General features: G+C 41.2%; 11 protein-coding genes. 7 read left to right on the top strand and 4 right to left on the bottom strand.

Annotated elements, in window-relative coordinates; genetic code table 11:
* Positions 1 to 67: 67 nt before the first annotated feature.
* Entirely contained in the window at positions 68 to 1,015 is a 948-nt protein-coding gene (locus IM473_RS03170; RefSeq protein ID WP_287657236.1) for a fused MFS/spermidine synthase, read from the top strand.
* A gap of 68 nt (positions 1,016 to 1,083) precedes the next feature.
* On the opposite strand, the gene recJ is transcribed toward IM473_RS03170, so the two are convergent.
* The 3 genes from recJ to sbcC form a co-directional block, all read right to left on the bottom strand.
* The gene (recJ, locus tag IM473_RS03165) at positions 1,084 to 3,366 is read right to left on the bottom strand and encodes a single-stranded-DNA-specific exonuclease RecJ (RefSeq protein WP_287657234.1); all 2,283 of its coding nucleotides are present in this window, start codon (positions 3,364 to 3,366) and stop codon (positions 1,084 to 1,086) included.
* Between the two features lie 69 nt (positions 3,367 to 3,435).
* Positions 3,436 to 3,690: a MoaD/ThiS family protein gene (locus IM473_RS03160; RefSeq protein WP_287657233.1), complete on the bottom strand. Its 255-nt coding sequence runs from the start codon at positions 3,688 to 3,690 to the stop codon at positions 3,436 to 3,438.
* Positions 3,691 to 3,709: 19 nt separating this feature from the next.
* The gene (gene sbcC, locus IM473_RS03155) at positions 3,710 to 6,733 is read right to left on the bottom strand and encodes an exonuclease subunit SbcC (protein ID WP_287657232.1); all 3,024 of its coding nucleotides are present in this window, start codon (positions 6,731 to 6,733) and stop codon (positions 3,710 to 3,712) included.
* A 316-nt stretch (positions 6,734 to 7,049) separates the two neighbouring features.
* Between sbcC and IM473_RS03150 the strand changes: the two genes are divergently transcribed.
* Both IM473_RS03150 and hrcA read left to right on the top strand, forming a co-directional pair.
* Positions 7,050 to 7,388, top strand: coding sequence for a rhodanese-like domain-containing protein (locus tag IM473_RS03150; protein ID WP_287657231.1), 339 nt, complete (start codon positions 7,050 to 7,052; stop codon positions 7,386 to 7,388).
* 143 nt (positions 7,389 to 7,531) lie between these two features.
* Positions 7,532 to 8,608, top strand: a complete 1,077-nt coding sequence (gene hrcA, locus IM473_RS03145) for a heat-inducible transcriptional repressor HrcA (protein ID WP_287657230.1) — start codon at positions 7,532 to 7,534, stop codon at positions 8,606 to 8,608.
* Here hrcA and IM473_RS03140 read toward each other — a convergent pair.
* Entirely contained in the window at positions 8,595 to 8,888 is a 294-nt protein-coding gene (locus IM473_RS03140; protein WP_286826911.1) for a hypothetical protein, read from the bottom strand. The genes hrcA and IM473_RS03140 overlap by 14 nt on opposite strands.
* A gap of 527 nt (positions 8,889 to 9,415) precedes the next feature.
* Here IM473_RS03140 and IM473_RS03135 point away from each other — a divergent pair.
* The 4 genes from IM473_RS03135 to IM473_RS03120 all read left to right on the top strand — a co-directional run bounded on the left by IM473_RS03135 (position 9,416) and on the right by IM473_RS03120 (position 13,780).
* Positions 9,416 to 10,051 carry a PEP-CTERM sorting domain-containing protein gene (locus IM473_RS03135; RefSeq protein WP_287657229.1) on the top strand — a complete coding sequence of 212 codons (636 nt, stop codon included), beginning with the start codon at positions 9,416 to 9,418 and terminating at the stop codon, positions 10,049 to 10,051.
* Positions 10,052 to 10,360: 309 nt separating this feature from the next.
* Positions 10,361 to 11,272, top strand: coding sequence for a 2-carboxy-1,4-naphthoquinone phytyltransferase (gene menA, locus IM473_RS03130; RefSeq protein ID WP_287657228.1), 912 nt, complete (start codon positions 10,361 to 10,363; stop codon positions 11,270 to 11,272).
* A 259-nt stretch (positions 11,273 to 11,531) separates the two neighbouring features.
* Positions 11,532 to 13,271 carry a helicase HerA domain-containing protein gene (locus tag IM473_RS03125; RefSeq protein WP_287657226.1) on the top strand — a complete coding sequence of 580 codons (1,740 nt, stop codon included), beginning with the start codon at positions 11,532 to 11,534 and terminating at the stop codon, positions 13,269 to 13,271.
* 56 nt (positions 13,272 to 13,327) lie between these two features.
* Positions 13,328 to 13,780, top strand: coding sequence for a DUF29 domain-containing protein (locus IM473_RS03120; protein WP_287657225.1), 453 nt, complete (start codon positions 13,328 to 13,330; stop codon positions 13,778 to 13,780).
* The last annotated feature ends 1 nt before the right edge of the window (position 13,781 follow it).

Raw genomic sequence — 13,781 nt, 5'->3', positions numbered from 1 at the left:
CGATCTAAATCTGTCAATTGTCGTATAATAGTAGATCGTGCCTTTTTCACCCCAAGGAGGATTAGTTATGGCAGGAAGTGAACTAAAAGCGGATCTATGGGTTAACGAATATATTACCCCCTGGGACATTTATAGTCATGGGGTTTCCCGGATTTTAGCCTACAAAAAAACCGCTTTTCAGGAGATGTATATTGTTGAATCGGGGGCCTATGGAAAAGCCTTGGTACTGGATGGCAAATGGCAATCCTGTACGGGGGATGAATTTATTTATCATGAAGCATTAGTGCAACCGGCAATGATTGCCCACCAAGAAGCAAAAACTGCTTTAATTCTGGGAGGTGGTGAAGGTGCGACAACGCGGGAGTTATTGCGTTGGAAAACAATCGAAAAAGTGATGATGATCGATATCGATGGGGATGTGGTGGCAGCTTGTAAGGAACATCTTCCCGAAATGCACCAAGGCACTTTTGATGATCCTCGTTTTCAGTTAGTTGTGGCCGATGCTTTAGAAGTTTTAGACACCACTAATGATAAATGGGATATTATTATTTCTGATCTGGTTGATCCCATCGGAGAGGGTCCTTCTTTCCCCCTATTCACGAAAGAATACTTTGAAAAACTACAAAGAGTTTTGGCCGAAAATGGCATTGTTGTTGTCCAATCTGGCCCGGTTTCTCCTCCTTCGGTGATGTATCATGCGCGTTTGGTGAATACTTTAAAAGCAGTTTTTCCCTACGTTCATTCCTATTGCGCTCCTACTCCTAGTTATGGTTCCCCTTGGGGTTTTACTCTCTGTGCTAATCATCCTTTAAATACTCGTCCCGATCCCGATGTGGTGGATGAATTAATCAGCGATACAACTACAGGAGGATTACGTTTAATTGATGGCATGACTTTGCTCGGAATGTTACAAACTCCTCTCTATATTCGTCAAGCAATCGCACAAAATACGGAAGTTTATACCCTGGCAAAACCCCCGAAATTTTTCGGTCAAGGAGTAATCAGTAATCAGTAATCAGTAATCAGTTATCAGTTATCAGTTATCAGTAAATAAGGGTCATAATATACTCAACGGATTTAGAATTAGAAATCGATCGAGTCTTCATGATTGAGAATTGCTTGCAGAATTTCTAGGGGAACAGTAGCAAAGTATTGCTGGAGAAAGTTTTCTAGGGCCACCGCTTCTAGAAATTGCTCAATCTTATTAATTTTTGCCTCATGATTGATTAATTCAAAGGATAAATTTTCTTGATTTTTCTTGACTTTAAAGCCATTTTCTGCTAGGGAAATTAATCCTAATTCTAGGGTATGATAACTGAGGTTTAAGCGCTTTTGTAATTGTTGACGGGAAATACTGGTTTTAGTTCTAGCTAAATATTTCCCAATCCCCACAAGGTTTATCCATGTGGTGTGAGCGGATTTTTTTAAAGGACTAGCATAGGCAAGAACTAACTTTTTATCGCGTAAAATTGCCTGTTGATATTCCCTGGAAAGTTTTGTCCAATCCCGGGGACATTCCCAGAGAAAAAGGGGATTTAATTGGCTAACTTCTTGACTAATTTCTCGATGGCGATTGTCGATTAAAAAATCTTTTTTATTGCTATAGGTTAGGGATTGTTGTTGATAAGTTTGCAGGGCAATTAAGCGCACTTCATAGCGATTTTTGTAGGTATTAAAATCTAATTCAACTACGGCATCATAACGGGTATCGGCAGCAATTTCGTCTTTGTGATGACCCCACCACATACCGGGGAAACCCTGCTCGATTGAACTATCCCAGATTTCAAAAGTTGTCCGGGGATAAGCGATTTTTTTGCCTTTGAAATCCTCAAGATTTTTATGCCAAAGATTTTGAAAATAACAATTTTGAATTAATAGCTTTGGTGTCGGATTACCCATTCCGCAGGGTTCCAGTAATTTTAATTCTCGAAATAGACTTTTTCCCAATTGGGAAACCGTCACCACCGCATCTACTTCTATCTGGGAAGAAAGGGAAGTTAAATCAATTCCTGTGCGTCGCAACTGTTGATTAATTCCCTCAATAAATAGGGGTAAATTTTCTATAGTTAAACTTAAACCTGCGGCCAAAGGATGACCACCAAAACGATGTAAAAGATGGGATTGAGAAGATACTAATTGATAGAGATCGATCTCACGAATTGACCGAGCGGAACCCTTAGCAAAAGGTGGTTCACTGGTACTTAATAAAATTGTTGGTCGCTGGTATTCTTGGGCAATTTGTCCCGCAACTAATCCTAAAATTCCCGCTGGCCATTGGGGATCATCTAAAATAATTACATTAGTGGTGGAAAGATCAATTCTCTCTAGTTTTTTCTGAACTTGTTTAATAATATCCCGTTGGATTTCTTGGCGACGAATGTTGGCTAATTCCGCTTGTTCAGCTAATTCGTGACAACGCTTTTCATCTTCACTGGTAAGTAATTCCACACAAAATCTAGCATCGCCATAAATGCGACTGACAGCATTAATTCGCGGTCCAATACCGAAGGATATATCCAGCGGTCTATCTCCGGTTTTGTTACATAAATCGAGTAATTTTTTAACTCCCAAACGCTGAGTATTTTGCAGTTTTTGAATACCTTTTTGGGCTAAATAACGACATTCTCCCGTCAATTTGACTAAATCGGCAATTAAACCAATCGCAACTAAATCGAGCAAATTTTCTAGGGGTTTTCTGGGAATATCTGCAAGGGTTAAATACATCGCTTCCACTAATTTATAAGCAACGGCAACCCCAGAAAGATGATAGAAAGGATGGGTTTCCACAAAGTAGCGGGGATTAATCAGGGCAATCACCTCGGGGCGCTCGTCGGGTAGGGTATGATGATCAGTAATGATAATATCGATGCCTAGACTGTTTGCATAGTCAATTTCGGCGATATTCGTGCTTCCTGTGTCACAGGTGACGATTAAACTGGTTCCTTGATGCGCTAGTTTCTCGATACCTGGACAATTGAGGCCGTGGGATTCTTTTTGGCGATCGGGTATGTAATAATCTAACTGTTGATAGGGTGGGAAAAACTGTCCCAATCCTTCCCAGAGGACACTGGTAGCGGTGACACCATCGGCATCGAAATCACCCCAAATAGTCACTTTTTCGCCTTTATTTAGGGCTTTTTGCAGTCTTTTGACGGCGAAGTTCATTTCTTGCCCAAAATCAAAGGGAGTTTTTGACTGATAAGCTTTCTCATCCAGAAACGTCCCCAGAGTCACCACATCCCGGACACCGCGATGCCATAATATTTGTGCCACGACGCTGCCATCCGACTCTGGGGTATAGTCTTCGACTATTTTTAAAAACTCTTGGGGAAGCTCTACCGATGGGGGAATTTGCCAGTTAGACACGGGATATCAAGGAAAAAGTAAAAAGGAAAAAAGGTGACAGTCAACTTTTGTGATTTTCCCTATCTCCATTTAGCCACCACTAACGGGGGGAATTAAAACTATCTCATCGCCATTTTTGAGGATTTTCTCTCCCGAAACAAACTGAAGATTAACTCCAAAACGAGTAACATCGCGCCATCTTTCTAATTGAGGATAGGGGGCTATAATATAGTTTAACACTGCTGCCACGGAAGTTTGGGCAGGAAATTCGAGGTTTAATTGTGAAGTTTGATAGACTTCTTGATAAATAGCAAATAGTTTGACTGTGATCGTAATCTTTTCCATCTTTACATCAATATTTTTCCTAGGATAATAACATTAATTGAGAACCCTGTTCGGTTTTGCGGACTTCGATGCGATGTTGAAAAGCTTCTTTAAATTGGGGCATATGAGTTACAGTCAAAATACAGGCAAAATCGGCGGATATAGCGTTAATTGCCGCAATTAAGCGCTCGCATCCTTCCGCATCCTGAGTTCCGAATCCCTCGTCAACAATGAGCATTTGTAGGGCTGTTCCCGCTCTTTGTGCCAATAATCTCGCTAAAGCTAATCGAATCGAGAAATTAATCCGAAAAGCTTCTCCTCCTGAATAGGTTTCGTAGGGACGGGCTCCCCGGGTATCACCAATAATAATATCTAAAGTATCGATTGACTTTTGTTGCTGTTTCTTCGTACCTTTACCGCTTTTTTGGGTTAAAAAATGCACATGAAATTGATTACCAGTTAAGCGAGCTAAGATATGATTAGTTTGAGCTTCCAACTCTGGTAAAACATTCTCAATCATCAGAGTTTGTAAGCCATTTTTGCCGAAAGCTAGGGCTAACTCTTTATAAACTCTATATTGTTGTTTAACTTTAGCTAAATCGCTCTCTTTTTCTGTCAGTTGTTTACCTAAAGTTTCTAGTTGATGTAACTTCTCCTCAACCCGACCTTTTTGGGAGAGCAATCCATCAATTATCTGTCTTCGCTGTTGAATATTAGTCGATAATACGGCTATTTCTTGGCGATAGTCAGTCAAAGTACCAATCTTTTGACTAATATTTACTAACTCCTGATTTATCTTCTGGCGATCCTCATTTCGCAGCTGTAATCTTTGCTCAATGTCAGCGATTTTAGCGGCTATTTCTGGATAATTTTTTTCTGCTTGTTGCCAGTCTTGATACTGTAATCTTACCCCCTGTAATTGTCGGATCAGATTTTGAATATTCTGATGTTCACTGCGATCATAATTTAAGTTTTGAATAAGCTTTTCTAAGCGTTCAATTTCCTGTTTCAGTGGGGAGTTTTGACCTAGTTCTTGCTTCTCTTGTTCTAGTCTAGCTAATCGATTAATTAAATTAGGTTTCTCAGCCTTGATATTAGCTAAACGACGGTTTGCTTGCTTAAGTTCTGATTCTTGAATTTCTGCCCAACGCCATCTTTTTTCTTCTCCTCTGACTAAAGCGTGACTTTGTTCATCATAGTTTAATAGGGCGATTTCTTGATTGACAATTTGCAATTCTTGCTGTAATTCTAGGGCATAATTGCCACTGCTTAAAAGTGCTTCTAACTGGACAAGTATCTCCTCGGTTTTCTCTAGTTCTATTTCCTTTTCTTCAATAGTTTCTAACTTGACTTCTAACTGTACATATTTTTGTTGTAGATTCGCCCTTGCTGGCAATTCTTGTTTAATTTGGGCTAATTCCTCCCCTAAACGTTTTAAATCTCGATCACAGTCTGCCATCCGTTCCTGTAGGGACCAGATTTGCTCTTGAATTTGTTCTTGATTTTGATGGGTTTTCCTGATTACTTGATGACGGTGATGACTGTCTAAATTCTGTTCACACAGAGGACAAACCGAATCGGGAATATTTAATTTTTCCAATTTATCAGTTAACTCTAAAAGTTGTTCTTCATATCTTTTCTGTTGCTCCAATAAACTTTTTTTGTCCACTTGTTTGAGAGTTTCCTTTTCTTCAACTCGTTCACAATAGGTTTGTTTTTTATCTAGTTCTTTAATTCGTTTGGCTAAATTGAGAGCTTCCTCTCTTAGCAGCGGAATACGAGCGATTTCTGTCTCTAATTGTTGCCGATTTCTTTGCAGTTGTTCCCGACGAGCATTAATCCTGGCTTTTTCCCGTTCCAACTGCATATTTAGATCAGCTTTTCGGCTATTTAAAGGAGCATATTTTAAAGCTAATCTATCCAATTCCTGAAGACGTTGACGATGATAATTTAACTTCTCCAATGCTGCTTGAATATCCCCCGCTTGCTCGATAATTTTTTGAGTTTCTTGTTCCTGTCTTCCCAATTCTTCTAAACGAGCGCTCGTTTGTTGGATGGGAAGGGTAAATTCGTTAATTTTTTGCTGTAATTTCTGTTCTAATTGTTGTTTATCATACTGGGCCTGTTGCCAAGCTTGCAATTGACTTGACAAACTGGCCTCTTTCTGGTCTAAATTGATTAGGCGCTCGTGTGCGGTAATAATCTCATTTTTGCGATGAAGAATAGTCCTTATTTGATTTAATTGATTGTCTAGACTAACTTTTTCCCGGTCTAATCTCTCGATTTCTGCTAATAAAGCTCGCTCCTGTTCTCTTTGCCACTGCAGCTGTTTTTCCCAATTCTGACGCTGATTTTCTTCCCCCTGTCGTTGCTGTAAACGCCGATTATTTACCTCTTGTTCTTGATTAATTTGGTCAATTTGGCTGCTTAACTCTTGCAGCTGTTCCTGATAAGAATTTTTCTCCTGAAGACGGAGTTTGATAGTTTCTACTTGCTGCTCGATCTGGAGGGACTGCCCATCAAATTGTTTCGATATATCCTTGGCTTTATTTGCTAAAATTTCATAGCGATCAAGTTGTAATAATTCTGCTAAAATCTGTTTACGACCACTGGGAGGCTGTTTCATAAACTCGTCCGCTTGTCCCTGTCGTAAATAAGCAGAATTAATGAAAGTTTTATGGTCTATTTTTAGATAAGTATTAATCTGTGCTTGAGTATCTTTAATACTTTTACCCGATAAAGGACGAAAACTTTGATCATTAATCACCTGAAAATCTAAACCAGAAGCTTTTCCCCCCCGGTGACGACTACGGATAATTTTATAAATTTCTCCCCCATAACTAAACTCGAAATCTACCCGCGCATAATCGCTGCCCGCATGAATGACATCATCAGCAATCGAGACGCGACTTTCTCCCCAAATTGCCCAAGTAATTGCTTCGAGTAAAGAGGATTTTCCCGCACCATTGGCACCACAAATACAGGCAGTATGTAATCCGCGAAAATCTAGCACTGCCTCGCGATAACTGAGAAAATTTTTCAGGGTTAATTTTAGGGGAATCATAAGCTGGGAGGTGGGGAGGTGGGAGAGGGGAGAGAATGCAGTACAGGTTAGAAATTAATCAGAGGATAAAAAACCGGGGACAAGATAGCTTCAGCGAAATACATCTGGGTGAATCTATTCGGTATCAATAACTCTCTCCTACAATAACCTCTAATCAAAGCTTAACTGAAATCCAGCCGGGGGCAAATGCGCTTTTTTTGTTCCTCAGAATTCTCCTCACCATCATCACAACCTAGGCACTGTTCACAGATAACCGCTCAGGGTCCCTCGATTTGCTAATCTAAAGGAAAGATAACCGATTCTTAAGACCAAATCTATGAGCATTCCCGAAATTAGCGTCGATGAACTCGCTCTCCGTTTAGCCGCTCATGATCCTAATTTACAACTTATTGATGTGCGCGAACCGGAGGAAGTTGCGATCGCATCTGTAGCCAGTTTTACCATTTTACCCTTGAGTCAATACCGAGAATGGTCGCCCACTATTGCCACCCAATTCAACCCCCAAGCGGAAACTCTCGTTATCTGTCACCATGGCATGAGATCCCTGCAAATGTGCCAATGGCTACAAAGTCAGGGTTTTACTAATGTTAAAAATATTAACGGTGGCATCGATGCTTATTCCCTCCTCGTCGATCCTAATATTCCCCGTTACTAATTTTGATGGCCTCAATCAGGAAAAGAGAGGGGTAAACTATCCCCTTTCTCCCCATTGATAACTGATAACTGATAACTGATAACTGATTAAGCGTTATACTGTCTAAAAAAATGTTATAAATCTTTTGTTAAGATTATTCCCCTATGTCCGCTAGAACCCATCTCAGCGATCGCTATCAGCATATCTTAAAGGCGACAATCCAACATTATATCGCCACGGCCGAACCGGTTGGCTCAAAAACTCTGGTGGAGGAGTATAAATTTACTGTTAGTTCCGCCACGATTCGCAATGCTCTCGGTAAACTGGAAAAAGAAGGTTTACTCTATCAACCCCACACTTCCTCCGGACGCATTCCCTCCGATTGGGGTTATCGTCTCTACGTCGATGAGTTAATGACTCCCGATGACCGTATCGGCGAAAAAATCGGCTATTATCTGCATCAAAACGCTAAATCTCCTGCTTGGAGTCTCGAAAGTCTGCTGCAACGGGCCACCCAACTTTTAGCCGGTTTAAGCGGTTATATCGCTATCGTTACCCTCCCCCACACCCTCACTAATACCCTGCGTCATCTGCAATTAATCCCCGTCTCAGCCAGGCAGATTATGTTAATTATTGTTACAGATAGTTTACAAACACGCTCGGTTATGATAGAGATTCCTGAGTCTATGGCAACGGACAAGAAGGATGGATTAGCAGAAGAATTACAAATCCTCTCTAATTTTCTCGGGGAAAAATTAAAAGGTTATTGCTTGGCAGATTTAATTAACCTCGATTGGCAGCAAATCGAGCGAGAATTTACCCGTTATACCCATTTTCTCCAACAATTAAGCCAAGAAATCGGCGCTAGTCTCCAATCCACTGCCACCCCGGAGATTATCGTCCATGGTGTCGCTGAAGTCATTCGACAGCCAGAATTCGCCCAATGGCAACAAGTACAAATGTTACTGCATCTATTGGAAGCAGAACAGGATCGCCTTTTACCCCTGATTTTACAAAGACCAGAACCGGAAAAATCAGCTAAAAAAGTCAAAATCACTATTGGTTCCGAAAATCCTCTGGAATCCATGCGCCCTTGTACTCTTATCTCCGCTTTTTATAAACAGGGAGATACTCCCGTCGGTAGTGTCGGCATTATCGGACCGACGCGAATGTTATACGAAAATACTATTCCCCTAGTGGAATCCACCGCTAACTATCTCAGTGAAGCTATAAGTAAGTAGATATCGCCCGCAAAGGTTCGGGAATAGGACAATCGACAGTAAACTCTAAAATTGTCTCACCATCCCCCAAATAACCAGAATTGGCAAAACAGAGCAACATCCGCACCAGCGCCACCCACACCTCCCCATCGAACTCCCAATCCTGTCCCCGACGCGCTCCACAGGCGATCGATTTTAGCGCCCAAAAATAACTATTTCTCACCACCGAACCACCTTTTTTATAAACAGGCACATCCTCATGGTGAATATAAAGAATATCATCTTTAGCGATCGCTCTCATCGGTGGTTGGCAAAGTTGCAGGAATTTTCAGCTGACTGTCCTAGATAATAACATCTTTAGCGATCGCTTGGGTCGCTCCAGAAAACCCACTCTAATCATGAATTTATATGAAGATATTTGGCTTGTTCTCGGCTGAGATGAAAGATTATGTCAAGTTTTCCTAAAATGTACCAAACAGTCTTGACAAACTGAAGTTTTCTCCAATAGGGCTTTTTCATGGGATGGGATAGATTAATTCCTATCCCCAGTCCAGGGTTTTGATAATATTCACTGATGAATGGCTCACTTTAAAATCAGCTTTTTTCGGGGATATACGCAGCTAAATTGTTTTATGTCAAGAAAAATCAACAAAAATCTCCTTGACAAAACCACAAGCTGCCAATTAAAATAAACGTCGATCAGAATCAAAAGGAATAGGTATATATTACCTATTTTCTGCCGATGTTGATTTTCTGCCGATGTTCCCCTAAACCTTTTGAACTCAGGCAATTTGCTTAATTTATCCCCTTATTAGACAAGGAAAAATCATGAGAAGCCATCAAATTGCAGTTTTATTATCCACCTTCGCCACCGTTGCCCTAGTTGCCCCCGCAGTCCAAGCGGGAACCCTTGTTACCTCCCTACCGATTGTTTTTCAAACCACGACAGGTAATTTTAACTCCCCTTCTTCTCCACCACCATCTAGTGGCAATCCCGATCCCATCAATGGCATCGGTGCTACGATCATTAATGCAGGACAAGGTGATACAGACCCCTTTACTCCTGCTACTGGCGGCGCAATTCTAGGTAATTTCATCGCCGCTAATGTTTTAGGTTCATTCACTTACCAGTCTTCCGATGCTAACGCTAAACTAGAGTTCGATCTCTTTGCTCACGGAACTCACGTATTCAATAACGTTCTTGCCAGTGGCATTGATACTATTACCAGTACCCCCTTCAACTTCGATGTCTCGTCGGTGGTACCTACTAACTTTAGTCTTCCTCTGTTCATTCGTTTCACTCAAACTGGTAACGCCTTGTCCACCTTGGCCGGCGTTAAAATAGAAATCACCACCAAAACACCTGAACCCGGAACTATGACCGCTATCGGTTTATTAGGTCTGGGTTTAGCTGGTGCCGCTACCCGTCGTCAACTGCAAGAAAAAACCAAAACCAAAGTCTAACCCTTCGACTAAGCTCAGGGCGAGATTAGCGAAAATTTCGGTTTAATATCAAAACTGAGTGTGTCAGGTTGGGCGCATCTCAATTTTTGAAGAACTATCTAGGGCTTGCTGAATAAATATAAAAACCTTGTTGGATAATATCTTTAGGCCTTTTTGAAATCAAAAAGTGCCAGCCCTTGGAGTGATCAGGGGGAAAATTTAGGCACTTTTTCCCTGAAAATTGGGTAATTGACCACCTAAAAATGGGTAAAACCCTACACCCCACACCCTACTACTAGGAAAAACTTTTTCAGCAAACCCTATTTAACTATGACCACTAATACTGTCACCACTCCCTCGGCCAAAAAACTCTGGTTAGCAGCCATTAAACCACCAATGTATAGTGTGGCGATTATACCGATTATTCTGGGAACAGCGATCGCTTATCAGGAAACAGGTGGATTTTCTCTCCCGATTTTTGGCACTTTTATCCTCTCAGCTATTTTAATTCTCGCTTGGTTAAATCTCAGTAATGATGTTTTTGATGCCGATACCGGGATCGATGTCAATAAGGCACATTCGATCGTTAATTTAACTGGCAATAAATCTTTAATTTTCTGGCTAAGTAATCTTTTTCTATTAGTGGGTATTGCTGGTATTTTTGCTATTAGTTATGGGCGAGGCGATTGGATGATCCTAGAATTAATCGCCCTCTGCTGTTTTTTGGGCTATACCTATCAAGGTCCGCCCTTCCGTCTCGGTTATCAAGGATTAGGTGAAATTATCTGTTTCTTTACTTTTGGACCCTTGGCGATTGCGGCTGCCTACTATTCCCAAGTCGGTGCTTTTTCTCTCTCTAGTCTAGCGGCTTCAATTATTATCGGGATTACCACTTCTATCATCCTTTTTTGTTCCCATTTCCATCAAGTCGCCGATGATCTCAAAGCGGGTAAAAAATCACCCATTGCCCGTTTGGGTACTTTAAAAGGTTCTAAAGTTTTAACCGTAGTGACGGTTCTCGTTTATGTTTTAACGGTAGTTTTTGTGCTGCTGCAGGTTTATCCCCCTCTCACTCTTTTAATCTTCCTTAGTCTCCCTTTCGCTTGGCAATTAGTCCACCACGTTAACCAAAATCACGACCAACCTCAGCTAGTCAGTAACTGCAAGTTTATAGCGGTTAATCTTCACTTTTTTAGTGGCATTCTCTTCTCCCTTGGCTATTGCCTTGCTTCCCGTTTATAAACCAGATTTTTTTCTTAAACCCCTGTATCAGTTATCAGTTATCAGATTTGAGTTTTAAGTGTGCAGTATGTATTAAGTGGGCCGTATTAAATAAGGCGGATTCAGCCTTAGTCTGGTACATCTTCCAGTTTCCTACTGTCTTTTTACTGATCACTGATTACTGTTTACTGATCACTGATGACTGTACCCGATCGAGTTTGCACCTATTAACGGAAAAGTGACAGAATAGGGAGATAGATCGCCACAAATAAAGGTTAGCATGAGTGAACAACCCCTCGGATCGGTTATTCAAGGTTCCCTGAGTGAAGGTTTAGAAATCCGTCTTTATCCGGATATTTCCGTGGAGGATATGCGCGTCGGTAAATTTTTAGTGGTGCAAGGCACTCGCTCGCGTTTTTTCTGTCTCCTCACCGATGTCTCCCTGGGTAACTCTAGTCCCCGGATTATCGCTAACCCTCCCCATCCCGATGATAGTTTTATGCGCGATGTTTTAGCGGGTAGCGGTACTTATGGTACTATTGAACTATCTCCTATGCTTATGTTTACGAAGTCAGAGGAAGCCCCGGCTTTTCAAGCCAGGGTCTCTCTGACGCCGACTGGAGGTAATTCTCCCGCAGTTTCCGACACTTCTTTAGGCTCTTTTCAACCCCAAACCAGCGCCGATTTAGAATTACTGCCAGTTAAAACTATTCCCGCGCATTTTAGCCAAGTTTATGAAGCTTGTGAGCAGGATTTTCGCATGGTTTTCGGTTGGGAAGATGATCCCACCAGAAAGAATTTTGCCATTGGTCAACCCCTTGACATGGACGTGCCAATATGTATTAATCTCGATCGCTTTGTGGAACGTAGTAACGGCGTTTTTGGCAAATCCGGGACGGGAAAATCCTTTTTAACCAGGCTGTTAATTTCGGGTATTATTCGCAAACAAGCAGGGGTTAACCTCATGTTTGATATGCACTCGGAATACGGTTGGGAAGCGATGAAAGAAGGGAAGGAGGTTTCTACGGTGAAAGGATTATGTCAATTATTCCCCGGACAGGTGGAAATTTATACCCTGGATCCCGATTCTACCAAACGCCGGGGAGTACGAGGAGCGCAGGAATTATTCTTAAGTTATAATCAGATTGAAATCGAAGATATTCGTTTAATCGGTCGGGAATTAGGCATCTCGGAAGCTAGTTTAGATAATGCCAATATTCTCTATAACGAGTATGGAGAATCTTGGATTACTCAGTTATTGAATATGAGTAACGAGGATATTAAAATCTTCTGTACGGAAAAACAAGGCCATGCCGGATCAATTATGTCCCTCCAGAGAAAATTAATGCGTCTGGAGAGTTTGAAATATTTAAAAAGTTCTTGTCCCCACAATTATATCGATCAGGTTTTACAAGCTTTAGATGCGGGTAAGCACGTTGTCATTGAATTTGGCTCCCAAAGTAATATGCTTTCCTATATGTTAGCCACCAATATGATCACCCGTCGGATTCATGCTAATTATGTTAAAAAAGCTGAATATTTTTTACAAACTAAAAACCCCGTTGATCGGCCGCAACAGTTAGTGATTACCATTGAAGAAGCTCATCGATTTTTAGATTCTGCCGTGGTGCATCAAACTATCTTTGGAACCATCGCCAGGGAGATGCGAAAATACTTTGTTACTCTCCTAATTGTCGATCAAAGACCTTCAGGAATTGATAACGAAGTTATGTCTCAGGTCGGGACGAGAATCACCTGTTTATTAAACGATGAAAAGGACATCGAAGCCATATTTACTGGGGTTTCTGGAGGGGGAAGTTTGCGATCAGTTTTAGCGAAATTAGACTCAAAACAACAAGCTTTAGTTTTAGGTCATGCGGTCCCTATGCCGGTAGTAATTCGTACTCGCGCCTACGATCAAAAATTCTATACTGAAATAGGCGCAACCGACTGGCGAGAATTACCCGATGAGGAAGTTTTAGCGGCGGCCAAAATTGCCAAAGCCGATCTAGGATTTTAGAAAAATTAATTTTTGATTGTAGAATAGAGTTGGATTGTTTTTACTGTTTACCCCCCATGACCGCTCCAATACCGATCTCGAAGATCAGCTTATACGATCGAGATTTTCAGCTATGGATCGAGACAACCGTTAACCAATTACGACAGGAGGATTTTGCCTCGGTTGACTGGACTAATCTGATCGAGGAATTAGCAAGTATGGGAAAAAATAATCGACACGCTCTCAAAAGTTTGTTAATTCAATTATTAGCTCATCTGCTCAAGTTAGTTTATTGGCAGACGGAAAGAGAGTATAATGCTAATAAATGGGAAGCGGCAATTATTAATTTTCGAGTTGAAATTGCCGAGCTGCTGGAAGACAGTCCTAGTTTAAAACCTTATCTCCTCGAAATTTTCGATTCTTGTTATGGAAAAGCTAGGCAAATAGTCTCGAAATTGAGCCAGCAAGAAATTCCCATAGAAGTCATTATTACCCCAGCAGAAACCCTGGATGAAAACTGGTTTCCCTAAC

The organism is Microcystis sp. M015S2, assembly GCF_020245945.1.
Taxonomy (GTDB): Bacteria; Cyanobacteriota; Cyanobacteriia; order Cyanobacteriales; family Microcystaceae; genus Microcystis.
The sequence above is the reverse complement of the archived record's forward strand: the minus strand, read 5'-3'. Positions and strand labels throughout refer to the sequence as shown.